Annotated in this window: 19 protein-coding genes, 1 pseudogene and 1 riboswitch; of the genes and pseudogenes, 16 read left to right on the top strand and 4 right to left on the bottom strand. The window is 38.1% G+C overall.

Going from position 1 to position 24778, the window contains the following annotated elements:
- Positions 1-21 precede the first annotated feature (21 nt).
- Positions 22-393, bottom strand: a complete 372-nt coding sequence (locus QE450_RS11325; protein WP_307299412.1) for a hypothetical protein — start codon at positions 391-393, stop codon at positions 22-24.
- Positions 394-643: 250 nt separating this feature from the next.
- A riboswitch (FMN riboswitch) is annotated at positions 644-805 on the top strand.
- Positions 806-1272: 467 nt separating this feature from the next.
- Between QE450_RS11325 and ribD the strand changes: the two are divergent.
- The 6 genes and pseudogenes from ribD (at position 1273) to scpB (ending at position 6228) form a co-directional block, all read left to right on the top strand.
- Positions 1273-2374, top strand: a pseudogene (gene ribD / locus QE450_RS11320) (bifunctional diaminohydroxyphosphoribosylaminopyrimidine deaminase/5-amino-6-(5-phosphoribosylamino)uracil reductase RibD).
- A 41-nt stretch (positions 2375-2415) separates the two neighbouring features.
- The gene (ribE, locus tag QE450_RS11315; protein ID WP_274172391.1) at positions 2416-3087 is read left to right on the top strand and encodes a riboflavin synthase; all 672 of its coding nucleotides are present in this window, start codon (positions 2416-2418) and stop codon (positions 3085-3087) included.
- A gap of 192 nt (positions 3088-3279) precedes the next feature.
- Positions 3280-3930: a 3,4-dihydroxy-2-butanone-4-phosphate synthase gene (gene ribB / locus QE450_RS11310; RefSeq protein WP_307299411.1), complete on the top strand. Its 651-nt coding sequence runs from the start codon at positions 3280-3282 to the stop codon at positions 3928-3930.
- A gap of 24 nt (positions 3931-3954) precedes the next feature.
- Positions 3955-4422 (top strand): 6,7-dimethyl-8-ribityllumazine synthase, encoded by a 468-nt coding sequence (gene ribH / locus QE450_RS11305; protein WP_137220647.1) that lies wholly within the window; start codon positions 3955-3957, stop codon positions 4420-4422.
- Between the two features lie 305 nt (positions 4423-4727).
- Positions 4728-5522, top strand: a complete 795-nt coding sequence (locus QE450_RS11300) for a segregation and condensation protein A (RefSeq protein ID WP_204823481.1) — start codon at positions 4728-4730, stop codon at positions 5520-5522.
- Complete coding sequence (gene scpB / locus QE450_RS11295; RefSeq protein WP_307299408.1) at positions 5491-6228, top strand: SMC-Scp complex subunit ScpB; 738 nt, start codon at positions 5491-5493, stop codon at positions 6226-6228. Before QE450_RS11300 ends, scpB begins: the two co-directional genes overlap by 32 nt.
- Positions 6229-6383: 155 nt before the next feature.
- Here scpB and QE450_RS11290 read toward each other — a convergent pair whose 3' ends face one another.
- The 3 genes from QE450_RS11290 to QE450_RS11280 all read right to left on the bottom strand — a co-directional run bounded on the left by QE450_RS11290 (position 6384) and on the right by QE450_RS11280 (position 9435).
- Positions 6384-7391: a FecCD family ABC transporter permease gene (locus QE450_RS11290; protein ID WP_307302680.1), complete on the bottom strand. Its 1008-nt coding sequence runs from the start codon at positions 7389-7391 to the stop codon at positions 6384-6386.
- Positions 7391-8407, bottom strand: coding sequence for a FecCD family ABC transporter permease (locus tag QE450_RS11285; RefSeq protein ID WP_307299406.1), 1017 nt, complete (start codon positions 8405-8407; stop codon positions 7391-7393). Before QE450_RS11285 ends, QE450_RS11290 begins: the two co-directional genes overlap by 1 nt.
- Positions 8408-8484: 77 nt before the next feature.
- The gene (locus tag QE450_RS11280) at positions 8485-9435 is read right to left on the bottom strand and encodes an iron-hydroxamate ABC transporter substrate-binding protein (protein ID WP_307299404.1); all 951 of its coding nucleotides are present in this window, start codon (positions 9433-9435) and stop codon (positions 8485-8487) included.
- Between the two features lie 339 nt (positions 9436-9774).
- Between QE450_RS11280 and QE450_RS11275 the strand changes: the two genes are divergently transcribed.
- From QE450_RS11275 to QE450_RS11230, 10 genes are all read left to right on the top strand, one after another.
- A complete protein-coding gene (locus QE450_RS11275) occupies positions 9775-12408 on the top strand; it encodes a beta-mannosidase (RefSeq protein ID WP_307299402.1) in 2634 nt (877 codons plus the stop codon).
- A 152-nt stretch (positions 12409-12560) separates the two neighbouring features.
- Positions 12561-13283: a pseudouridine synthase gene (locus QE450_RS11270; protein ID WP_273612891.1), complete on the top strand. Its 723-nt coding sequence runs from the start codon at positions 12561-12563 to the stop codon at positions 13281-13283.
- Between the two features lie 48 nt (positions 13284-13331).
- Complete coding sequence (locus QE450_RS11265; RefSeq protein WP_069327893.1) at positions 13332-14048, top strand: response regulator transcription factor; 717 nt, start codon at positions 13332-13334, stop codon at positions 14046-14048.
- On the top strand, positions 14049-15497 hold the full coding sequence (locus tag QE450_RS11260; protein WP_307299398.1) for an ATP-binding protein: 1449 nt from the start codon (positions 14049-14051) through the stop codon (positions 15495-15497).
- Between the two features lie 195 nt (positions 15498-15692).
- Positions 15693-17957 carry a carbohydrate-binding protein gene (locus tag QE450_RS11255; RefSeq protein ID WP_307299396.1) on the top strand — a complete coding sequence of 755 codons (2265 nt, stop codon included), beginning with the start codon at positions 15693-15695 and terminating at the stop codon, positions 17955-17957.
- A 172-nt stretch (positions 17958-18129) separates the two neighbouring features.
- Positions 18130-19860: a sensor histidine kinase gene (locus tag QE450_RS11250; protein ID WP_307299394.1), complete on the top strand. Its 1731-nt coding sequence runs from the start codon at positions 18130-18132 to the stop codon at positions 19858-19860.
- Positions 19857-21485, top strand: a complete 1629-nt coding sequence (locus tag QE450_RS11245; RefSeq protein ID WP_307299392.1) for a response regulator — start codon at positions 19857-19859, stop codon at positions 21483-21485. The genes QE450_RS11250 and QE450_RS11245 overlap by 4 nt, the downstream gene beginning before the upstream one ends.
- A gap of 116 nt (positions 21486-21601) precedes the next feature.
- On the top strand, positions 21602-22915 hold the full coding sequence (locus QE450_RS11240; protein WP_307299391.1) for an ABC transporter substrate-binding protein: 1314 nt from the start codon (positions 21602-21604) through the stop codon (positions 22913-22915).
- A 91-nt stretch (positions 22916-23006) separates the two neighbouring features.
- A complete protein-coding gene (locus QE450_RS11235; RefSeq protein ID WP_307299389.1) occupies positions 23007-23897 on the top strand; it encodes a carbohydrate ABC transporter permease in 891 nt (296 codons plus the stop codon).
- A gap of 24 nt (positions 23898-23921) precedes the next feature.
- Positions 23922-24767 (top strand): carbohydrate ABC transporter permease, encoded by an 846-nt coding sequence (locus QE450_RS11230; protein WP_301262217.1) that lies wholly within the window; start codon positions 23922-23924, stop codon positions 24765-24767.
- Positions 24768-24778 lie beyond the last annotated feature (11 nt).

The raw sequence follows: 24778 nt of genomic DNA, 5'->3' as shown, positions 1-24778 counted from the left end.
TAGGGTTTTTTTGCGCTCTATTTATGTATTGACTATATGGTCATGTAAAAAATCTAAAAACTCTTGTTGCATCTTACCGAGTGGAATAATCTTTTTGAGAATTTGAAAGCGCCATGATTGTCCTTTACTTTGAAATGACCATATTGAAGCCAGCGAAATTCCTTGATTATAATGATGCTCTTGTAGATCAGCAATCGGTAATTCAGCAGTATGGATCACTTTGTAAGAAAAGAAGTTAAGAAATAAGACGATGAGTTTCTCATCATTAAGTAGCAATATAGCTTTACTGGAATACGCTGAAAAGTGTTGAGGTGTAGTATAACAGATATGCATATTCATTTCTTGATAAGGTGCAGTCAATTTGCGGATTAGTTTTTTGTTGATTAAAAACATAATAATCACCTTTCGATTAGTATAATGGTAAGGATATTAGACGGAAAACAATCTATCATTTAAAAAAAATAAAACGCGAATTTATTATACAACAATAGAGGTAGTAGAGTCATGAGAGCACTTGTAGATAAAATAAATAATGATGATATCAGAGCATGTAGCCTATAGAAAAAGTTAGGTTTCTTGATTTTTGCGTGTGTGGATGATATGATTTCAGCATCACAGTGAAATAGTGATAATAACTTCATAATTTATCCTTCGGGGCGGGGCGAAATTCCCCACCGGCGGTGTTGAGATCAAGATAATATGTGATCTCTAAGTCCGTGACCCGGCTATGTGTGTAATAACCATAGACGGTGGATCTGGTGAGAATCCGGAGCCGACAGTATAGTCTGGATGGGAGAGGGATACAGAGGTCGCTTGCACAGCGATTTCTGAATTAAGGTGCACTTATTTGAGTGTATAGTTTACTATTTTGATGAAGCAAGATACCTGAGCATCTTTAGGTTTCTTTGGCATCTAAATAGGTTCTATACGTAGCACATATGTAAAAATTGGATCAGTGGATTAAACTGAAACCAGCAGTAGGTATACAGTCTTTGCGCTGTAGATATACAGACATATGCGCACTCTATAAGAGGTACATTAGATTCTTACTCCTATACATTATTATGTTAAGCCCTGTAAACATTCGGATACTATTCCGGTTTACAGGGCTTTTTGCTTGTCATTGTATCGGTATACACTTTATAATTTAGTTATTAAATTATGAATAGTAACTAAATATGATGATACTACGATCAAACTCGTAACAGCACTTTGATCAAGTGCAAAGTATGCAGTTATGAATTTTTTATGGTGTCAAAGGAGCCCTGAATAATGAACGTAATCAATGATGAATTTTACATGACTCTAGCACTGGACTTGGCAGAAAAAGCTCAAGGGCAGACAGATATTAATCCTGTGGTCGGTTGTGTGGTTGTGAAAGACGGCAGAATCGTAGGAATGGGTGCACATTTACAGCGAGGAACCGGACATGCTGAAGTACATGCACTTAATATGGCAGGAGATCAAGCAGAAGGCGCTACAGCATATGTGACGTTAGAACCATGCAGTCATTATGGCAAAACGCCACCTTGCAGTGATCGTCTGATTAAAGAAAAAGTAAAACGAGTCGTTGTTGCTGCTGTAGACCCGAATCCACAGGTAGCAGGTTCTGGAATCGAACGACTGCGTAATCATGGAATCGAAGTGGTGACCGGTGTATTGGCGAAGCGCTCGGCACGACTTAACGAAACGTTTAACAAATATATTACAACAGGGCTCCCTTTTGTGACGCTCAAAACAGCCAGTACGTTAGATGGTCGTCTAGCGTCTCGTACCGGTGATAGCAAATGGATCTCTAATAGCGATGCTCGTGCGATCGTTCATACGATGCGTCATCGTCATCAAGGTATTATGGTGGGAATCGGCACAGTATTAGCCGATGATCCTGAGCTGACGACACGTACAGAAGTGACTGGCGTTCAGCCTACCCGTATTGTGATTGACTCACAACTACGCATTCCAGATACCGCCAAGTTATTGAATACAGATGTAGCGCCTACGATTATTGTCACTACTTATCAAGCGGATCGGGATCGTATCCATGAACTGCAAGAACGTGGTATCACCGTTATCATCTGTGGTAGCGGGCCCGTATGTAGATCTTCCTTTTGCGATGAAAAAGCTTGGCGAACTTGAGATCTCTTCGATTTTGTTAGAAGGTGGCGGTACATTAAATGGTTCGATGCTTGAAGCAGGACTGATCGATCGAGTCACTTTATTTTTTGCTCCTAAGATTATTGGCGGTACGTTATCAACATTCGCTTTTGATGGATTTGAAAAAATGAATCAAGCTGTAACACTAGATGAGATCGAAATAGAGACGTTAGATGACAATATTTATATCAGTGGATTACCACGTTATCATCATCTCTAATATTCAAATAGCAGACCATCTTGGTAGAAAGGAGGATGTCTATGTTTACCGGACTAATCGAAGAAATAGGTACACTCCGACAAAATGGACGGCGCGGTGAAACGATGGTACTTGGTATTCAAGCATCACGTATTATGGACGGACTTCAGATCGGAGATAGTGTCTCATGCAACGGGGTATGCTTAACGGTTACCACGATAGCTGATTCTCTATTTACCGTAGATGTCATGCCAGAAACGTATCGTTCTTCTAGCCTTAAACAGTTAAAAACAGGCAGCCCTATTAATCTAGAGCGAGCAATGATAGCGAATGGACGCTTCGGAGGGCATATCGTACAAGGTCATGTGGATGGCACAGCACATATTGAACAGATACAAAGCAACCAGAATGCTGTTATTTTCCAGATTGCTCCGACTGATCATGATCTATTTCGTTATATTATTCCGAAAGGGTCTATCACTGTCGATGGCATCAGCTTGACGGTTGTATCGGTAACAACGACTTCATTCACAATCTCTATCATTCCACATACACTCAAAGAAACTGTACTTGCTTATCGAAAAGCAGGCGATATGGTCAATATTGAATGCGATGTGCTTGGTAAGTATGTAGAACATTTACTACAATACCAATCGAATACAGCAAATGATGCCACCAGTCAGAAAAAGCCATCAATCACAAGCCAATTTTTGCAAGAAAATGGATATATGTAAGCGCTTGGAAGTAAAAGCGCGACAAGGTTTCAATAAAAAATGATTTTTGCAAAGCAAAATATCTTACAGTAAGCGCTTGGTACTATAAGCGCGACAAGATTCAATAAAAAAATGATTTTTGCAAAGCAAAATATCTTACAGTAAGCGCTTGGCACCATAAGCGCGACAAGGTTCAAGAGGGAGGTTATATCGATGAATCACAAATCATCTACAAACTTAGATGCGATAGAAGCAGCAGTAGCTGATCTTAAACAGGGCAAAGTGATTATCGTAGTCGATGATGAAGATCGGGAAAATGAAGGCGACTTTATCGCTTTGGCAGATCGTGCTACCCCTGAAGTGATTAACTTTATGGTCACAGAAGGTCGAGGCTTGGTATGTGCTCCGATCACAAGTGGACGTGCTGCCGAGTTAGAACTGATTCCGATGGTAGCGCAAAATACTGATTATCATGGAACAGCTTTTACGGTATCCGTCGATCATATTAGCACTTCTACAGGTATCTCTGCACAAGAGCGATCTATGACAGTGATAGGTCTGACCGATCCAGAAGCTACACCAGCTCATTTTCGCCGCCCGGGTCATATGTTTCCATTGATCGCAAGTGAAGGCGGTGTACGGCAACGTCCCGGGCATACAGAAGCAGCGATTGATTTGGCACGCTTATGTGATGCTCCACCTGCTGGTGTGATCTGTGAAATTATGAATACAGACGGCACGATGGCACGTTTGCCGGAGCTCGAAGCAATCGCCAAGCAACACCATCTTCAATTAATCAGCATTCAAGCTTTAATAGCTTATTTGGAGCAGACGTCTCCAACCGTCAATACCCACTCAAACTAACCTACCGAAAAGAGGATGAACACTATGGCTAATATTTTTGAAGGACATTTAATCGCGCAGGATCTTAAATTTGGTATCGTTGTTGGACGTTTTAATGAGTTTATTACCACCAAATTGTTAGGTGGAGCACTTGATGCGCTCAAGCGTCATGGTACTGCTGAAAATGATATTGATGTGGCATGGGTTCCAGGAGCTTTTGAAATTCCTTTAGTTGCGCAAAAAATGGCTGAAAGCGGAAAGTATGATGCAGTAATCACATTAGGTACAGTGATCCGTGGATCTACAACTCATTATGATTATGTATGTAATGAAGTAGCCAAAGGTGTATCTGCCATTAATTTGAAAACAGGCGTACCTGTTATTTTCGGTATTGTAACGACTGAAAGTATTGAACAAGCGATTGAACGCGCAGGAACCAAAGCAGGTAACAAAGGTTGGGATTCAGCTAACGCAGCGATCGAAATGGCGAATTTAACTAAAATGATGAAATAATATATCAAGTCTATCTTTGAGCAATAAGCACGTGCGCTTGAATGTAGTTTGATATGGTATATGTTTTAGTTCATTTGGTAATCATTCATCTTGTACAATAAAAGATTGTTTTGATGTTATTGATATCGTGTTTACTGCAAATGTATATATTATATCTACAATATTTATCGTATGATAATAAAATAATAAGCGAAAAAAAGGGCAGAAACAGGGATTGCCCTTTTTTTGCTGAATATATACTGTGAAAAGTGCGCGATTAAGATACAATAAGAGATGAGAATCTATTGATTAAGAGGAGTGGTCCAGTGACGACTGTACTGTACAAACTGGAAACGTTTGAAGGGCCGCTCGATTTGTTGCTTCATTTAATTGATGAATCTGAAATTAATATCCAGGATATTCCGATCAGCAAAATTACAGATCAATATCTGGAATATCTTCATAGCATGAAAGAATTGGAACTTGAAGTGACCAGTGAATTTCTAGTGATGGCAGCGACATTATTGTCGATCAAAAGCAAATTGCTATTGCCACGTCCGCCTGTGATGGAGATGGATGATTTTGATTATTATGAGGAAGACGATCTGGACCCGCGTGCAGAGTTAGTACGCAAGCTGGTGGAATACCGCAAGTACAAAGGAATTGCTGTGCATTTGCGAGAAATGGAAACCGAGCGTAGCCTGATTTTTACAAAAGAACCGGAAGATTTGACCCCTTTTATGCCGAAAGACGATGTGAATCCAGTGGAAGGTCTGCATACGATAGATTTGATGGAGGCTTTTCGCAAAGCTCTTCGTAAAGTCGTACGCCGTACACAGGTGACCCGGATTCAGCGTGATGAGATTTCGGTGAAGGATCGGATACGTGAAGTGTCTACCCGGTTTCAAGGGTTAGGAAAAGGAGAAAGCTTGTTGTTTTCCAAACTGCTACACCAGGAAATGTATCGTCATGAGATCGTGGTGACTTTTTTGGCTGTGCTGGAATTAATGAAAATGAAGCAAATTTCCTGCTACCAAAGCCGGCTTTTTGACGATATCGTGATGGAGTGGAGAGGTGAAATAAGTAACAATGAAGTCCCAGAAATTGAAGTCGATTATTGAAGGTATGTTATTTCTGGCTGGAGAAGAAGGATTGAATGCGAAGCAGATTTCAGAAGTAACCGATCAACCGGTACAAACGGTACAGATCGCTATCGAAGAACTGCAAGCTGATCTGAAAAAAGCAAGACGGGGGATTCAGGTGGTTAATATCGCAGGTGGCTATCAGTTATCTACAATACGCGCGCATGCTGAATATTATGAACGATTGGCATACTCACCTTCCCGTTCTTCTTTATCTCAAGCCGCGCTTGAAACATTATCAATTGTAGCGTATCGCCAGCCGATTACACGAATTGAGATTGAAGAGATTCGTGGTGTCAAATCCGAGCGTGCAATTTACACATTAGTCAATAAAGATTTGATTCAAGAAACAGGACGGGCTGAAGCAATAGGACGCCCTATTTTATACGGTACGACCAAATCATTTTTAGATTATTTCGGACTTGGCAATATTCGTGAACTTCCCGATGCGTCTGCTTTTGAAAATGCGGAAGATCTCGAAGGGGAAACACAGCTATTGTTCGAACGTTTGGAAGAACAGGTTCATAGTGAAGATATAGAAGCGTTAGAAGAATTGGGTGAAGAGCTCACAGAAATAGCAGAAGATATGGTATCTGATCAGGGATCAGGTGCAGAAGAACGTTCTACTTCTGATCAGACTATCTCTACACCGTCGGACTCTTCCAAAAATACACCACTAGATTAACCTGAGCTATCCAGCACACAAGTAATCTAAATAGAATCGTTAGATAAGATGATATAATCCAAAAAAAGCCAAAATGTTTGGGAATTGATCCGACAATCATTTTGGCTTTTTGGGTATCTTTTTACTGGTAATTATACAGTTCTTTTCGATAAGTATTACTTTTTCAACAGCAAGTAAAGAAAATACGGTGCTCCGATCAAAGCGACTACGATTCCCGCAGGCATTCCATCAGGATCAGCAAGGTTACGACCGATTGTATCTGCAAGCAATAATAACCAACCACCGATCAAAATCGATACAGGTACAAATAGTTGATGTCGTGGGCCTACTAGTGCTCTCGCGATATGAGGAGCCATCAGCCCGATAAAAGCAATACCGCCTGTAACAGATACCGCAGATGCGGCAAGAGCGACAGCAGCTAACATAAGCAAAATGCGATCTTTTTGAATCGGTACACCTGCACCAATCGCTGTTCCTTCATTGAGTGCTAATAGATTCAGCGAACAGGATTTGTACAATACAAATGGAACCAGCACAATCAACCAGGGTAGCAGTGCGATCACAAATGGCCAATCTGTTCCCCACACATTGCCAGCTAACCATCTTGAAATAAAATCGACTTTTACTCGATCTACCGAAGAGATCAACACAATCATACAACCGGATAATGCTAATGAAAATCCGACTCCTGTGATAATGAATTTCATCGGTTGCATACCTTCAGTACGACTATAGGAAAAGAGGTAAATCAATATAGCGGTAATCAATGCTCCTGCAAAAGCAACGACAGGCAATATGTAGACAAATGTTCCAACTTCAAGTGGGGCAAATAAGAAAAATACAGTTACACCCAGACCTGCACCTGCATTAATACCGACAATCCCGGGATCAGCTAATTCATTGCGAGTAACACCTTGCAACACAGAACCCGCCAAAGCAAGCGCCATTCCTGCTAACAATGTCACTAACATACGTGGCAATCGAATCGAGAACAGTACAAAGTCATCTACAAATGTACCGTTTCCCAGCAATGTAGGAATCAGTCGGTCAAACGATACAGAAGAAGCACCAACACTGAGTGCAATCACCATTGTAATTAAAATAATAATGGTCAATATACCAAGAATCATTTTTTGCTGACGGGCAGGTTGTAGTTGCTTCATCATAATGAGCGCACTCCTTTCCGCACAATCAGTAGAAAGAAAGGCAGTCCAATAATAGCGATAATAGCTGCAATCGGTGTCTCAAAAGGAGCATTGATCATTCGTGCTAACGTATCTGCAAATACCATAAAGGTAGCGCCAGCTATCGCAGATAGTGGCAAAATCGTACGATAATCAGTACCTGCAATCATACGCACAAGATGAGGAATCATCAGCCCGATAAATGTCAGATTTCCAACCAGTGCTACTGATGCTCCTGCAAGTAATGTAATTAGTACAAATAAAATCATTTTGATCTGATGTGTTTGCAGACCCAATCCTACAGCAGTGCTTTCATTTAAGCTAAGAATGGTTAATTGACGTGAACAGAGAATAGCGATCACAATACAGATTACGATAACAGGGGTAATACTCTGAATCTGTCCCCATGTAGTACCGATCAATCCGCCAGATGTCCACATTGTTACACTTTTAGAAATTTTAAATTGTAGACTGATTCCTTCAGCGACAGCCAATAACAAAGCCGAAACGGCTGCTCCTGCCAGCACCATACGTAATGGCGACATATTCCGTTTACGCAGTGCGGTCAATCCAAAAACAAGTAACATGCCTACAGCAGCTCCGATAAAACAAGCGATCATAATACCGAAGTAACCAACGCTTGGTAGAAAAACGAGAGCGACAGCCAGTGCAGCATTTGCACCAGAACTTAATCCGAGTAAACCGGGATCGGCTAAAGGATTACGCGTAAGACCTTGCATAATAGCCCCGGCCACAGCGAGCGCAGCTCCTACCAGCACGCCGCCAATCTCACGCGGCAGACGCAATTCACGAATAATCGAAATATCGCCACCTGTGATTTGCGGATGAAATATCGCATTCCAGATATCAGATAATGAAATATTTTTAGCACCGACCATAATAGCGATTACAAATACAACAACAAATAGCAACAACATCAATATTAACTTGATCAGAAAAGCTTGAAAATGTTTGGTAGTCATAGCATTTTTCATTATACGGATCGTTTCCTTCTCTGTATTTAGAAAAGAAGGAACGCTAGGCGCTCCTTCTTTTCATTTGTCATTTACATTTAAGATTTACCTAGCAACGATTTGGTAATAAAGTCAAGCTGATAATCAAGTGATGCTGCATCATTAAAGTAGAATCCACGTGCATCCACTTCAAATACACGGTTGTTTTTAACAGCCGGAATATTTTTGTACGTATCTGTATCCTGGAACGAAGCATCTACGCTAGGGTCTTTACTATAGAAAACATAATCTCCTAGATATTCAGGCAATACTTCAAGCGATAGATCATAATATCCTTTTTTCGAAGTCATTTCTTTTACTTTTTCAGGCATTTTCAGACCCATCGCTTGATAAATAATTTCTGTACCCCGTCCCCAAGCGCTACCGAACACATACAGTTGCTTAGAATCGCCTTCCATAACAGTTACAGTAGCATCATCACCGATTTTAGCTTTGATTTCAGCACCTGCTTTTTGTGCACGTTCTTTAAAGTCAGCAATCCACGCAGCGCCTTTGTCTGCTTGATTTACCGCTTTAGCGATTTCTTCAATCTGTGTTAAATAATCGACTTTGTTATAAGTATAAGTAACAACTGGAGCGAGTTTTTTTAATTTTTCTATGTTTTTAGTATCGCTTGCCGCAATAATTAGATCTGGTTTGAGTTCGATTATTTTTTCTAAATTATCATCAGATACTTCAGCGACATCTTTTAATTGCTCTGCAAAGTTAGGATCAGCTTTGGTCCATGAATCTACACCAACTAGAGGAACACCAAGAGCAATTAAGTTACCTGCATAACCTGCTAGAGCGATTACACGTTGTGGATTAGCAGGAACTTCTACAGGGCCTGTCTCGGATTGATAAGTGATAGTACCGGTAGTAGCTGGAGCAGAAGTGCCTGTTTCTGTAGAGCTTGCTTTATCGGTAGTAGCCGTATTACTAGACTGATTACCACATGCGCTTAATACCAACACAATCACCATCATTAATGGTAACAACATTTTTTTCATACGTAAATTCCCCTTTAATATAGAATGAAATTGATAATCATTATCATACAACGACTCTCAAACTTTAAAACGATGTGATTTTTTTGTCAATATTTATTTTAAAAATGTAATCAAAATCATGCAGAAAGAGGGTAAGTTTGAAAGCAAAATAGATACCAAAATATTCAAGTGATACGTCAGTCTTAAAAACAGTAAAACCGTGTAATCGATTGCAAATTGTCGTATTCAGTCATGTAATCTAGTAACATAGACGTTAGAGCGTAGTAGTCGATTTGCTTCTTAAATGCAGTCGTAGTAAGGTGTACTCATAACCTAATATTGGAAGGATGAATTTGTCTTATGACTAATTTGCAAGCGCTACAATTTCGTCAATCGTTAAAGCAATGGACTTTCAAAGCTGTCGATGAATCAGAATGGTTACCGGCTACTGTGCCCGGAACAGTGCATACTGACTTATTAGATAATGGTAAAATTTCGAATCCTTTTTATGGTACGAATGAAAAAGACGTACAATGGATTGATAAAAAAGATTGGGAGTACATAACAACGATTGATGTAGAAGCACCTGTGCTCAATCATTCGCATATTGAACTTGTATTTGCTGGTCTGGATACCTATGCAGATGTATATGTTAATGAACAGCATGTACTATCAGCAGATAATATGTTCCGCACATGGCGTGCAGATGTAAAGCCCTATGTAAAATTAGGCGCTAACGATATTCGTATTCATTTCCGCTCTCCTATTATGGAAGACTTACCGAAGCTAAAAGCATTAGGTTACGGATTACCTGCGAGCAATGATCAATCTGAAGTTGGTGAGCTAGGAGATCAAAGAGTGAGTATATTTGCTCGTAAAGCTCCTTATCATTATGGCTGGGATTGGGGTCCACGTTTTGTAACTAGCGGTATCTGGCGTGAAGCTGAATTAGTCGCATGGTCAGACGTACGTATCGAAAATGTATATATTCGTCAAAATCAAGTGCATGTAGAATCTGCTGATCTTACAGCTGTTGTCCAAATTTATTCAGAACAAGAACGTCAGGTGAACTTGCGTGTATATGCAGATGGACAGAATTGGGAACAGACAGTGACATTAGCGGAAGGTACAGATGCTGTACAGATTCCACTTTTACTGGATAATCCTAAATTATGGTGGTCAAGAGGTCTAGGAGAAGCTCATCTGTATACGTTTACAGTAGAGGTGTTAGAGCAGAATCAGACACTGGCTGTGAAATCAGAACGGACAGGTATTCGCTCCATCCGTCTGGTGACTGAACCTCATCCAGATTATCCGGGCACTTCGTTTTATTTTGAACTGAATGGTGTACCTGTCTTTGCTAAAGGGGCGAACCATATTCCGAATGACAGCTTCTCACCACGAGTGACATTAGAGCGTTATCGTCATGAGATTGTAACGGCTGTAGAATCCAATATGAATATGCTTCGTGTATGGGGTGGCGGTATTTATGAAAATGATGAATTCTATGACCTCTGTGACGAATACGGTATTCTGGTATGGCAGGACTTTATGTTTGCTTGCAGTATGTATCCAGGTGATGAAGAGTTTTTAGATAGTGTTCAAGCCGAAGCCGAAGATAATATTCGTCGACTACGTAATCATCCAAGTATTGTACTCTGGTGTGGTAATAATGAGATCGATTCTGCGTGGTCTCAATATGTAGAAGATGGTGGTTGGGGTTGGAAAAAAGACTACAATACAGAACAGCGTGCACAGATCTGGGCTGATTATGAGTCATTATTCCATGAGTTATTACCAGAAGTAGTGCGGGTAGAGCATCCGGGTATCTCATACTGGCCGTCATCGCCAATTGTTGCAGTGACAAATAATGAAAAACAACATACACACGGCATAACAGATTCTGGAGATATCCACTATTGGGGTGTATGGCATAACAGTGAGCCATTTGAACGCTACAATACGTATATCGGTCGATTTATGAGTGAGTATGGGTTCCAATCGTTTCCAGAATACAAATCGGTTCGTACGTATGCTGAAGAATCCGATTTGGAATTAGAATCTGAAGTCATGCTTCGTCATCAGAAAAATGGAGCAGGCAATCGATTGATCAAAGAATACATGGATAAATATTTACCAGCACCTAAAGATTTTCCTTCGTTTCTCTATATGAGTCAGGTTCTACAAGCTGAAGCGATGAAAACTGCCATCGAAGCTCATCGTCGTCGTAAACCGTATTGTATGGGAACATTATACTGGCAAATGAATGATTGCTGGCCTGTTGCATCATGGTCGAGTATGGATTACTATGGTCGCTGGAAAGCTGTTCAATATTATGCCAAACGTAGCTTTGAAGATATTTTACTATCGATCGATAATTCAGTTTCAGGTACAGTCAATATTCATCTTGTCTCTGATCTGATTGCACCCAAATCATTAACAGTTCGTGTCAAAGTACTTGGAATAGACGGTACATTGTACAAAGAAATGCCGCAATCTCTTACCCTTGCAGGCGGAGAAGCGATTCAATTACTATCTTTGACGACAGAACAGTTACTTGGAGACGTGAATCCAGCAGAAGCGATTCTGGTAGCAGAATTAGAACACGAAAATCAACTACTTCATACAGAGATTGCTTATTTTGTATCTGCAACCGAGTTACCTTTGCAACAACCGAATATTCAAGTCGTAGAAACAGAAGTCGATGGCGTTATTGCTTATGAATTGACCACAGATGTGTTGGCGCGTCAGATATGGTTAAATACAGCCAGCGAAGGCATCTTTAGCGACAACTTCTTTGATCTGATTCCTGGAGTGACCAAAACAATTCAATTCAAGCAATTACAGACACTAGAAGATGTGCACCATGCTAACGAAATGCAGTCTGAATCCAATATTGTACAACCATCGGTATCTCATTCACCACAATTTGTACCTGCGAAGCCAGAAGATTTGCAAGTTCAATCGATGGCAGATTTTATCCATATTTCGTAAGATTTGATCTAGATTGATGAAATAGTCAGTTGTGCTTCTCTATATATCCTTTCAAAATCACATGAAACTCCCTAAAATCACAATAAACTTGGGGAGTGTCTTGTGATTTTGTGCATAGATGAGTATCATTAGTGTGAGGTGAATTAACTATTATGGAACGATTGCAAAAAATATTAGCACAAGCAGGTATAGCTTCCCGACGTAAATGTGAAGAGTTAATTGTAGCAGGTAAAGTAACTCTCAATGGTGAAGTTGTCACTGAGCTTGGAACCAAAGCAGATCCAACAGTGGACGAGATTATTGTTAATGGACGATCGATTGCTGCGGAGAAAAAAGTATATATTATGTTCAACAAACCTAAAGGGGTTATTACAAGTGCTTCTGATCCAGAAGGACGTAAAATTGTAGGCGATTATCTTAAAGGTGTTCGTGAACGTGTATACCCTGTAGGACGACTGGATTACGATTCAGAAGGTCTTTTAATTTTGACGAATGATGGAGAACTGGCTAATCGCTTAACTCATCCAAGACATCACGTACCCAAAACATATCATGTAACGGTAGAAGGCGTACCACACGGTACAGCACTAGAGAAATTCCGCCAAGGAATTCAATTGGAAGATGGAATGACTCAACCTGCTGAAGCGGATTATTATGATATTGATACAGAGAAGAAGCAAGCAACGATACGTGTAACGATTCATGAAGGTAGAAACCGTCAGATTCGTCGTATGTTCGAAGCTTTATCTCATAAAGTGATTCGGTTGAAACGGATTTCTTTTGGCGAATTACTTGTAGGTAATTTGAAACGTGGTCTATATCGCCACCTGACCAAAGAAGAAATTGATAAGCTAAAAAGCAGCGGTAAAGCATAACATAGAGATCATTTATATCCATTGATGACAGCTAGGAGGCTTTAGTGAATGAGTGACCAGATGAATCGCATTTTAGTAGTGGATGACGAAGAACGTATTCGCCGTTTACTACGCATGTATTTAGAAAAAGAAGGCTATGAGATTGATGAAGCTGAAGACGGAGAAGCTGCGCTACGCAAAGCAGTAGCAGAAGATTACGGCTTAATTATGCTTGATCTAATGTTGCCGGGAATCGATGGTATCGAAGTATGTAGTCGTCTACGTCAAGTCAAATCAACACCAGTATTGATGCTTACCGCTAAAGGGGAAGAAGTCAATCGTGTGCAAGGATTTGAAGTGGGCGCAGATGATTATGTCGTTAAGCCATTCAGTCCGCGTGAAGTGATCTATCGGGTCAAAGCGATTATGCGTCGCTCTTCAGCAACAGCGTACCTTTCTCAAGAAAACAACTCAAGCAACAATATCGTATTTCCAAACCTGATTATTGAGCATGATGCGCATCGTGTAACCGCAAGTGGACACGAGATTAGCTTAACGCCGAAAGAATACGAATTGCTCCATTTTCTAGCGGTATCGCCGGATAAAGTATTCTCACGTGAAGAATTGCTCAAAGATGTATGGAATTATGAGTTTTTTGGTGATTTGCGTACAGTAGATACCCATGTAAAACGGTTGCGTGAAAAGCTAAACAAAGTATCACCTGAATCAGCCGCAATGATCACTACGGTATGGGGAGTTGGTTACAAGTTAGAGGTTCCAAAATAAGTGGACTTCTGGAGAACGCTTGTCGGTAAGTTGTGGCTGACGATTAGCGCATTAGTGGCTTGTGTACTGTTAACACTCGGTTTATTTTTGCTACCTTATATCGATAGTACATTTACCAATTCCGGTTCGATCAAACGGTTATTTACCTATGTCTCGATCGTAGGATTCTCGATGACTACTTTTTTTGCTCTTTTTTTATTGACCAAAATTACACAACCGATGCAGCAATTAATTCAAGCAGCAGACGGGATTCGCAAAGGAAAATACAATACCCGCGTATCTTTGCAAACCAGTGATGAGATCGGTCAATTAGCAAGTGCATTTAATCATATGGCAGAAGAATTGGAAAAAAATATTCAGAATTTACAGCTGGAAAAAGAACAAATGGCAAGCATACTCCGCAGTATGGGAGATGCAGTGATTACATTCGATAAATCCGGAAATATGATTCTGCATAATCCACCAGGCGAAATGATTATGGATACGTGGCACAAAGCGGGCTGGGAACGTCAAGAACAAGATGGAACAACGGCTGATAGCAAAGTGCCAGAACCTCTATATCCGATGTTCCAGAGCGTTATTCGAGAACGTCAGGATCAAAGTTCTAATATTCATGTCAAACAGCAAGTCTGGTCTGTTAATATGGCTCCTTTATACTCGGGTAACGATGTACGCGGAACCGTATCGGTATTGCGTAACGTGACAGATGAGGTCAAAGCAGAGAAGATGCGTCGTGACTTTGTAGCTAATGTATCTCATGAGATTCGTACACCTTTGCAGATGATTCAAGGGTATAGTGAAGCATTGCTTGATGGGATGGCTACGTCCAAAGAAGAAAGCGACGAATTGGTGCAGGTCATCTATGATGAATCATTACGTATGGGTAGATTAGTGCAAGATTTATTAGATCTTGCACGCATGGAAGCTGGTCATATCGATATGAATTTTGATGAGATTGATCTGAATGAATTAATGGATCGAGTCTATCGCAAATTTACTGTTCGAGCCAAAGAAAGAGAACTCAAACTTAACTTTGTACGTGACGAGTTCTTGCATTTGTATGCCGATGTCGATCGGTTAGAGCAAATATTCACCAACTTGCTTGATAATGCTTTTCGTCATACTTCTGCCGGTGGAACAATTACCGTAACGGCTCATATGGAAAAAGAGCATGTGCGTGTGGTGTTCCAGGATACAGGAGCCGGTATACCGATGGACGATCTTCCTTTTATTTTTGAACGCTTTTACAAAGCAGACAAAGCTCGTGTACGCGGCGAAGCTGGTGGTACAGGTCTGGGTCTTGCGATTGTACGTAATATCGTAGAAGCTCATCATGGAAGTATTACAGCAGATAGTATTATCGGCAAAGGCACTGAATTTACGTTATTGCTCCCGATTCAGCATTCTGAAGAAGTGTCGTCAAATGCAATAGGAACATATACCAAATAAAAAAAGGCTAGCAAATATGCTAGTCTTTTTTATTTGTCAAAAATATCGAATTTCTGAATATAAAAAACAGTATTCTAAGTTTTGTCTCCTATAAAGCCGCTTTTGTAACTGATAAAGTATGTATTGTAAACGAAAATGTAATCGCTTACTTTTTTGATGGTTGTAAAAACTATATGTTAAAAGGAGCTTGATGCTATGAGAAGTAGAAAGTGGAGTTCAGTTTTAGTAGTGACAACTGTACTAGTGAGTATGTGGGGAGGATCAGGATCAGCTAAAGCAGCTAGCCCGCAGATTGTAGTAGACCTTGCTAGCAATACTGGCAGTATTAAGTACGGAGCATCTGGTTTTTTATATGGGTTGGGCAGTGATGGAGTTCCTTCATCTACTATGCTAGCACCTCTAAATCCTCAAGCGATTGCGCAAAAAGCTCCTGATGGCGCACAACATCCGAATGGTGATGCTTTAAAAGTAGCACCGGAATTTATTAAAGCCGGCGGCAAAGAAATTCAAATTTATATGCAGGATATTTATGAAAATTGGCCTTATGAGAACTTGGGATTACAAGATTATTTGAAAAAGATTGATGTGATGGTACCTAAAGTAGTAGCAGATCCTAATCATTCCAAATTCGTCTATGTTCCTTTTAATGAGCCTGATGGCATCTGGTATCAAGGCATAAATAATTACAATGATGCGAGTGGACAAGAAGCAAGAAATAAATTTTTTGCAGATTGGAAAACAGTCTATAATCATATTCGCTCATTGGACTCTCAAGCCAAAATAGCTGGGCCAAATCTCGCTGCTTATCATGCTCAATTCTATAATGATTTCTTTACTTATGCCAAAAATAATAATGTTTTACCGGATGTCACCACATGGCATGAGCTGGGCAATGATTTCTTTACAGACTGGTATAACCATTATAATCATTATCGTAATGTTGAAAAAAAATTAGGAATTTCAGCTACACCGATTGCAATTAACGAATATGCACGTATTTCTGGCGATCTTGGAGTACCTGGTAATTTAATACAATGGATGACTCGTTTAGAAAATAGCAAAGTAGATGGAATGCTAGCTTATTGGACGGCTGCCGGAACATTAAATGATCTAGTGACCGAGAACAATAAACCTACAGGCGGTTGGTGGTTGTACAAATGGTATGGTCAATTAACAGGTCATACGGTTACAGTTACTCCACCAACAACCAATGGATCACTACAAGCATTAGCAGCTCTTGATCCCGATAAAAAACAAGCTAGAATCCTATTTGGCGGTTCTGTTAATCCTTCAGATGTATACTCAACAGATGTTGTGATTAAAGGTTTGGATACTGCATCATACATGAGCAAAAATGTGCATGTATCTATTATAGGCGTAGATAATTCAGGTACTAATCCTGCAAATGATCCTTATAGTGTGCAAGAGCAAAATTATCCAGTTACCAATGGTCAGATTACAGTACCTATTCATAATTTAAAAGCTCTTTCTGCTTATCAAATTATTGTAAGTCCTAATACAAATAGCCAAACCATTAACAACAGTTCAAATCGTTATGAAGCCGAATATGCAAAATTAAATGGAACAGCTAAAGTGACTTATGGTTCAAATACAGGATACTCTGGCACTTATTTTGTAGAAGGTTATGGAAATACAAATAATGCGTCAACAGAGTTTATAGTGAGTGCACCTACAAATGGTTATTATAATTTGAATCTGCGCTATAGTGCTGGCCCATTTAGCAATGCACCTACTACCCGTCAATTAAAATTAGTTCTCAATGGAAGTGATTTAACAACTGTTAATCTGGATTCTACAGCAAATTGGAATACATGGAATACAAAAACAACTTCTGTATTTTTAAATGCAGGTATTAATCGTATCAGTTACAATGCTTTCACAACGGATGAATCCGATGCAGTGAATCTGGATTATTTAGAGATTAGCCCCAATACAACAGCGATCAATTCATATGAAGCTGAAAGTAACAGCAATGTGTTAGGAGGGACTGCAATTGTAACAGATGATGCAGCAGCATCTGGTGGAAAATATGTTGGTTATATCGGCAATGGAGCGAGTAATACTTTACAATTTAACGATATTACTGCGCCAAAAGCAGGGAAGTACCGAATGGTTGTCACATTTGCAAATGCAGAAGTAAAAGGGGAACATTCGTACAATAATAACGTTGTCGAACGTGTAGCTACTATTACAGTTAATGGAAATCAAGCGCAAAGTCCTAATTTCTTTAATACGCGTCAGTGGAATAATTATAAGACTATGGTATTTGATGTGAATTTGAAAGCAGGTACAAATACGATTAAATTTACTAACGCTTCAGCCTATGCGCCAAACATTGATCGTATTCAAATCGCAATGCCGATTATTAATAATACTGGCAATTCAATAGCAAATAACGATTCAGTTATAGCTGATGTTTATTCTTCGAATCAAAGTTAAACGGCATTGCAGAGAAAACTGTCTGATACAAGGCAGTTTTCTCTCTGTTTTCTTTCAAAAATCGCAATGCCTAATCCTTACATACCTAAGAAAATAAGAGTGACAAGATATTAACTAAATTTTAAATATATTCATTATAATAAATACATCCGAGAATGAGGTGGGATGATTGATGTCTATAAAGCATAAAAGTGTACGTTTAAAAATTTTATTAGCAATGCTAGTTACCACGATTTGTCCACTAATTTTAACTTCGCTTATTATTTTATATCAAATCTCTCAAAATGATCGAGAAGACCAAAATATTGCTCAAAATCGAATCCAACAAGATTTGAGAATCCAATTAGAGCAGTATCTAGATCAGCTACAAGAAAGCTCCTATTTAATCTATTCTCAATATGAACTTGTGAACAGTCTACATACTATTAGCAAGTCTAATTCACGACAAGAATTGGATTATGAAACAAGATTACAAATCAAACAATTTTATTTAAATATATATAACAATTCTAATATCGAACATATTTTAGGAATGTATGTAATTGATTTTCAAGGCAGACATTACAATGGATTTTTTCCTAATTATTATTTGCAATTAGAATCTTCTTATAATCAATCGCTAATTAACCATTTGCATGCCCCTTACAAAACCCCAACACTCGTATTTGATTATAACAGTCCTTATAATCAGCCTATTATTCATTATTTATATCCTATTAAATGGATGGGTGATCCATTCGCTGTGTTAACTATTGATATGCAAGTACAACCATTCACAACGATGGTAGAACGATACAATACCTTTTATAAAGGTAAAATTATTATTTCAGATCATGATCAAAACATTATTTATCATTCTGATCATAGTCAGATCGGTACGACATATCATTATGCGGATAATGATAAACAGAGCAAAATGATCCAAACCCCACTCGGTTCAAATGGTCTTATTTTGCATTATGAATTTCAAACCAATCCGCAATTAATCTTTTTCCGACATTTGGCATTTGCAATTATCATAGGTTCGCTTGTTATTATGATTTTGTTATCTATTTTGCTGAGTTATAGTATCACTCGTCCTATTATTGAACTTCGGAAAAAAATGAATGAAATCGAAAAAGGTAATTACAATGCTAGAGTACAGATTTTAGCTTATGATGAAATCGGATTTTTGAGTAAACATTTTAATCGTATGATCGACAAAATCCAAAATCATATGAACTATGAATTGAAATTACAATTGATCAATCAACAGTCACAAATTAAAGCATTACAAGCGCAGATATCGCCACATTTTTTGTTCAATACCTTACAACTAATTTCTAATATTGCTGCTGTAAATCAAGTTCCAGAGATGCGTATCATCTGTCAATCGCTTAGCAATATGTATAGATACAATATCAATATCAATGAAGAATGGGTTCAAGTCAAAAGTGAAATTTCTCATATTCGTAATTACTTATTAATTATCAACAAGCGATTGCCAGAAGGCATAGGGATTCGTATTCATGTAAGTCCTGAAATAAACTCGGTATGGATTCCCAAACTTATTTTGCAGCCTGTTATTGAAAATGCAGTTGAACACGGATTAATTCCACAGCTGAATAGTAGGAAATTAATGCGTCTTACCGCTTCTATAGACTATATTCACTCTGAAATTATTATTCGATTATTAGATAACGGAATAGGCATATCTGAAGAAAATATTCACCAATTGTCATCTGTGTTAGAGCAGTATCATACCGCTTCACAACAAACATTAGATTCTATCGGATTAATTAATATTCAGACACGTATTAAGTTAATTTGTGGAACTCAATATGGCATACAAGTATATAGTAAGGCAGGTACTGGAACCATGATTGTGTTCCGTCTGCCATTAAAGGAGTTTAACCCCAGATGAAAGTTCTTATTGTAGATGATGAAATGACTATACACAATCAATTAAAACAATGTATCCATTGGGAGCACTATGGTTGGTCTATTGTAGGTCATGCGTATAACGGAGAAGAAGCATGTCAAATGGTAGAACAACATCAACCTGATGTGATCTTAACTGATATTCGAATGCCTCATATGGATGGCTTAGAATTTTTGGCATGGTTAAAAAATTCCTCTTATACTGCCAAAGCGATTGCTTTAAGCGGATATAACGATTTTGATTATTCACGTCCTGCCTTTTTATTAAATGTAGTCGATTACTTACTCAAACCTTTAAATGAAGCTGAATTGCTAATCTTACTAAGTAAATTAGAAGAGCAAATAAAACAAGAATCCAAACAACAACATGAATCTCGTAATCAGAATGCTCGATTGTATCAAGGTATCCAATTAATGCAAGATGAATGGTTAAGTCATCTTTTAAGTACAGCGCAACGAGAAGAAAATGAATTGATTGTTGAAGCAGATCAACTTAAATTTCCATTACCAGAGTATCCGTATTATATCGTTACTATCAAATTATTTGATTTAACCTCTAATATGAATAGTCGTTACAAAGGAGATTTGTCTATTTTTTATTTTGCTGCTCGAAATATTATTAAAGAAAACGTTGCAACGTATTATGCAGAAACAGAAGTGTTTAGAAACTTGAATGAATTGAATGAATTTTTATTTTTTGTACGTGCAGATATATCGGAACATTTGTTTACACATTGGCTTAAAAGAATTCATACTGCATTAACTGCTTATTTGCATATTACAATCAAAATTGGTGTGAGTGCTAAAAAGCAGCGTATTACAGCTATAAAGAAAGCATATACTGAATCGATTCATGCTATCGATCATTTAACACTATCCCACACAGATACTATTTCTTTTTTTGGTAAAGATGAAGCTGAAGTTCAACATCACAAATCTGTTGGTGAAGAAATATGGAAAGAGCTAAATACATTGTTGAAAATTACAATTGAAACCGCATCAGAACGTAGTGGACAACAATTTATAGAACAGCTCAATCACGTATTTGAGAAGGAAGCAATCGACAAGATGAGTAGTCGAGAAATCAAGATAGGTATTGTTCAGTTACTTAACCGGGTCGAAGCAAGCACTGATCATGCTCAAATTATGCTGTTATTAGTAGAAGCCAAATTCCATTTAGTAGAACTAAATATTGAAAAAGTAAAATATATCTTTCAACAAATAATAGAGCTACATGTACAACAAGTTTCCAGGAATCTACGTACCAAATCAGGTAGTCAGTTAATCAAAACAATCAAAGTATACAGCCAAGAAAATTATAATACTGTCACTTTAGAAAATATTTCACAACGATTTTTTATTAATAAAAATTATTTTTGTACGTTATTTAAAAACGAAACAGGTGAAGGATTTTTAGAGTTTTTGACAAAAATCAGGATAGAAAAAGCTAAAACATTATTGGTAAGCACAGATTTAAAAACATATGAAATTGCTGAAAAAGTAGGATATAGCGATGCACGTTATTTTAGTCAGGTTTTCAAAAAAATAGTAGGTACTCAACCAAGTCTATTTAAGCAACATCATAAAACCGAAAATAATGAGTCTTAATAATGTTGAATAAATTAAACATTTATCTGAATTTATTCACATATAAAGGATTATTGATATCGCTTACAATAAATTCAGAAACTACTTCATTCATGAAATACAAAGGGGAGAAGACCATGAGACAACAACCAATGAGATACAAAAAGATGAGCAAGTTAGCGATTGTAGCTATGGCAGCAATTGTTATGATGACAGGCTGTAGTGGCAGTGCTTCTAACGCTACAACATCTAATGAAGGTTCCACTAATCAAGCAGTAACTTTAAATTTTTGGGCTGCACTTGATCCTAGTACGACGGAGGGTAAAACGATAGAACAACAGATCAAAAAGTTCGATCAAGAACATACAGATATCAATATCAATCTACAAGTGATTACGTATGATGTATTGCATGACAAATTAGTAGCTGCTATAACAGCCGGTGATTCTCCTGATCTTAGTTGGGGGCTAGGCGAATGGGTAGGCGAGTTTAATCAAATGAATGCGCTTGCTGATTTGACACCTTATATGAATGAATGGAAAGACAAAGATATTTTTTATCCAAATGTAATGAAGGCGTTAACAATTGATGAAAAAGTAAAAGCTTTGCCTAACTATTTAGGTATAAGAGCATTGCTATATCATGAAAATATTTTAAAACAAGCTGGTTATGATGCACCACCAAAAACGTGGGATGAGTTACTTCAAATGGGACCTGTTATCAAAGCAAAAACGAACAAATATGCTTTTGGATTTGCTGGTACAGGAGTTCGTGCTTCACAAGAGTTGATGACATATTTAGCGCAAAAAGGTCTATCTATAGCAGAAAAACAAGCAGATGGAAAATATAAAAATACGTGGCAAGATAATCCGCAAGCATTACAAAAAGTAGCAGAAGTGTTCCAATTTTATAAAGATATGAATGCGCAACAAGTAGTAGATCCTAATGCCAAAACATGGGGTTGGGAAGAAGAAGATCAGAACTTTGTATTGGCTCAATACGCAATGGTTGTAAATGGAGCTTGGATTGAAGGACGTACATCCGAAAATCCAGAAGGAATGAGTGATGTCAAAATTGCTGCTCCACCGCATAGCGACCGACCAGCTACGTTTATGGAGGTAGCGCCATTATTTGTGTATAACACCGAACATACCAAACAAGCTTGGGAATTTGCTTCATTTTTAATGAGCAAAGAATATCAACAAGCTGTCAACCCATCCAAATCTGCTCGAACCGATGTAGAAAGTGATAAATGGGGCAAAGAGTTTATGAAGTTGACATCCCAAGGCGTTTCGTTTCCGCCAGTATCTTTAAGTGGGATCAGTCAATCAATGGAAGACTCTATTGCTCGCTTGATGCTCAAAAACGATTCACCTGAACAAATAGCTAGTTGGTTGTCACAAGCTATTAATGAGAATTTGCAAAAAACCAATCAATTGAGTGGCAGTTAATTTCGTTTAACTTGAACGAGCTAAAGCCTAAATAGATATTGTTCAAACCACATTATCTATTTAGGTTATCTTGAAAAAAGTGGTGAATATGATGTTGACATTGAGAGAAAAACGAATACGATTAGTTGCTTATTATTTTGTTTTACCTGCTTTTGCTTTTTTTTTACTTTTAAATGCGTACCCTTTAATTACAGTAGTGTGGGATAGTTTTCAATTCAAAAATATGCTCAATGCAGCTCAAACGGGTTTTGCTCATTTAGCCAATTATCGAGAAGTATTATCAAATGAATATTTTTTGACTGCATTGCGAAATACAATTATCTGGACGTTATTGTCTGTAACTGGAGAATATATACTTGGTTTAAGTTCAGCTATTGCTTTGAATCAACCTATACGTGGGAGAACATTATTTCGTGGAATCATTATTATACCGTGGGTAGTGCCGATCGTTATTGCAGGGATGACTTGGACATGGATGCTTGCACCTGATTATGGCGTAATTAACTATTGGTTGATCCAATTAGGCGTCATTGATCAACCGTACTATTGGTTAGGAGAAATGAATACTGCTTTATTCACTATCGTTTTTGTAAACATATGGAGAAGCTTTCCTTTCTTTACAATCAGCTTATTAGCTGGATTACAAACTGTATCCAAAGAAGTGATGGAAGCAGCAGCTATTGATGGTGCAGGCATCCGCGTGCGCTTTTTTTATATCGTATTACCACAATTAAAAACGATATCGTTAACCCTTATTTTTGTACATTTAATTTGGACAGCTATCAACTTCGACTTTATATGGATTATGACACAAGGTGGCCCATTGTATTCTTCAGAGACGTTGCCGATTCAGATTTATCGCTATGCGATGGAAGATTATAACTTTGGAAATGCTTCGGCATTATCTTCTATGATGCTTGGAGTAATGATGACAGCATTTATTATGTATTATGTGATCAATAGTCGTAAATCTAAAAACTAGACTATAGGTAAGGAGTAGATAGATATGCTTATAAGCAAACGGAAACAATGGATAGTACAAAGTATTACTTATATTGTACTCATCGGATTTTCTTTCTATTGTTTGTTTCCATTCTTATGGATGGTAGTGACTTCATTAAAACCTGATAATGAGATTCGTACATTAACACCCAGTTTTTTGATTCAGCATCCTACAATAGAACACTTTACTAATGTATTAACAAGTTCTAGCTTTTTAACCTTTTTCAAAAATAGCGTATATGTTTCTTTAGTAGTAACAGCAGCATCGTTGATCATTTCTATTTTTGCAGGATATGCGTTAAGTCGATTTGTTCGCTTTCGCGGTGTGAAGTTGTTTGGTGTAGCGATGTTACTCTCACAGATGATTCCAGGAGTATTATTATTAATTCCTTTATACCTAACGATGAAAGAACTTCATTTAATTAATACGTATAGTTCGCTTATATTGGCATATACAACATTTACAGTACCCTTATGTACATTTATGATGAAAGGTTTTTTTGACTCGATTCCAATTGATATGGAAGAGTCCGCTGAAATCGATGGTTGCACACGAGTAGGTACTATTTTTCGGATTTTGTTACCTGTGTCATTACCCAGTCTAGTCTCTACAAGTATGTTCGGGTTTTTGAATTCATGGAATGAATTTATGTTCGGATTCGTATTTATTAATGATGAACAGCACCGTACACTAACACCGGGAATATACTTATTTAAAGGATTGTATCAGACCGATTGGGGTAGCATGATGGCTTCTTCTGTATTGAGCGTACTTCCTGTAGTTATTATGTTTTTATTTCTACAACGTTTCCTTGTAGAAGGTATGACAGCAGGTGCAGTAAAAGGTTAACTATAACGCAA

Source organism: Paenibacillus sp. SORGH_AS_0306, assembly GCF_030819345.1.
Taxonomy (GTDB): Bacteria; Bacillota; Bacilli; order Paenibacillales; family Paenibacillaceae; genus Saccharibacillus; species Saccharibacillus kyungheensis.
The sequence above is the reverse complement of the archived record's forward strand: the minus strand, read 5'-3'. Positions and strand labels throughout refer to the sequence as shown.

Bases quoted from the DNA above. Each gene is read 5' to 3' on its own strand.
- QE450_RS11240 (WP_307299391.1), top strand. From the start codon at position 21,602: ATGAGACAACAACCAATGAGATACAAAAAGATGAGCAAGTTAGCGATT.
- scpB (WP_307299408.1), top strand. From the start codon at position 5,491: ATGAAGTCCCAGAAATTGAAGTCGATTATTGAAGGTATGTTATTTCTG.
- QE450_RS11285 (WP_307299406.1), bottom strand. From the start codon at position 8,407: ATGAAAAATGCTATGACTACCAAACATTTTCAAGCTTTTCTGATCAAG.
- QE450_RS11230 (WP_301262217.1), top strand. From the start codon at position 23,922: ATGCTTATAAGCAAACGGAAACAATGGATAGTACAAAGTATTACTTAT.
- QE450_RS11280 (WP_307299404.1), bottom strand. From the start codon at position 9,435: ATGAAAAAAATGTTGTTACCATTAATGATGGTGATTGTGTTGGTATTA.
- QE450_RS11270 (WP_273612891.1), top strand. From the start codon at position 12,561: ATGGAACGATTGCAAAAAATATTAGCACAAGCAGGTATAGCTTCCCGA.
- QE450_RS11245 (WP_307299392.1), top strand. From the start codon at position 19,857: ATGAAAGTTCTTATTGTAGATGATGAAATGACTATACACAATCAATTA.
- ribH (WP_137220647.1), top strand. From the start codon at position 3,955: ATGGCTAATATTTTTGAAGGACATTTAATCGCGCAGGATCTTAAATTT.
- QE450_RS11255 (WP_307299396.1), top strand. From the start codon at position 15,693: ATGAGAAGTAGAAAGTGGAGTTCAGTTTTAGTAGTGACAACTGTACTA.
- QE450_RS11235 (WP_307299389.1), top strand. From the start codon at position 23,007: ATGTTGACATTGAGAGAAAAACGAATACGATTAGTTGCTTATTATTTT.
- QE450_RS11275 (WP_307299402.1), top strand. From the start codon at position 9,775: ATGACTAATTTGCAAGCGCTACAATTTCGTCAATCGTTAAAGCAATGG.
- QE450_RS11265 (WP_069327893.1), top strand. From the start codon at position 13,332: ATGAGTGACCAGATGAATCGCATTTTAGTAGTGGATGACGAAGAACGT.
- QE450_RS11290 (WP_307302680.1), bottom strand. From the start codon at position 7,391: ATGAAGCAACTACAACCTGCCCGTCAGCAAAAAATGATTCTTGGTATA.
- QE450_RS11250 (WP_307299394.1), top strand. From the start codon at position 18,130: ATGTCTATAAAGCATAAAAGTGTACGTTTAAAAATTTTATTAGCAATG.
- ribB (WP_307299411.1), top strand. From the start codon at position 3,280: ATGAATCACAAATCATCTACAAACTTAGATGCGATAGAAGCAGCAGTA.
- QE450_RS11325 (WP_307299412.1), bottom strand. From the start codon at position 393: ATGTTTTTAATCAACAAAAAACTAATCCGCAAATTGACTGCACCTTAT.
- ribE (WP_274172391.1), top strand. From the start codon at position 2,416: ATGTTTACCGGACTAATCGAAGAAATAGGTACACTCCGACAAAATGGA.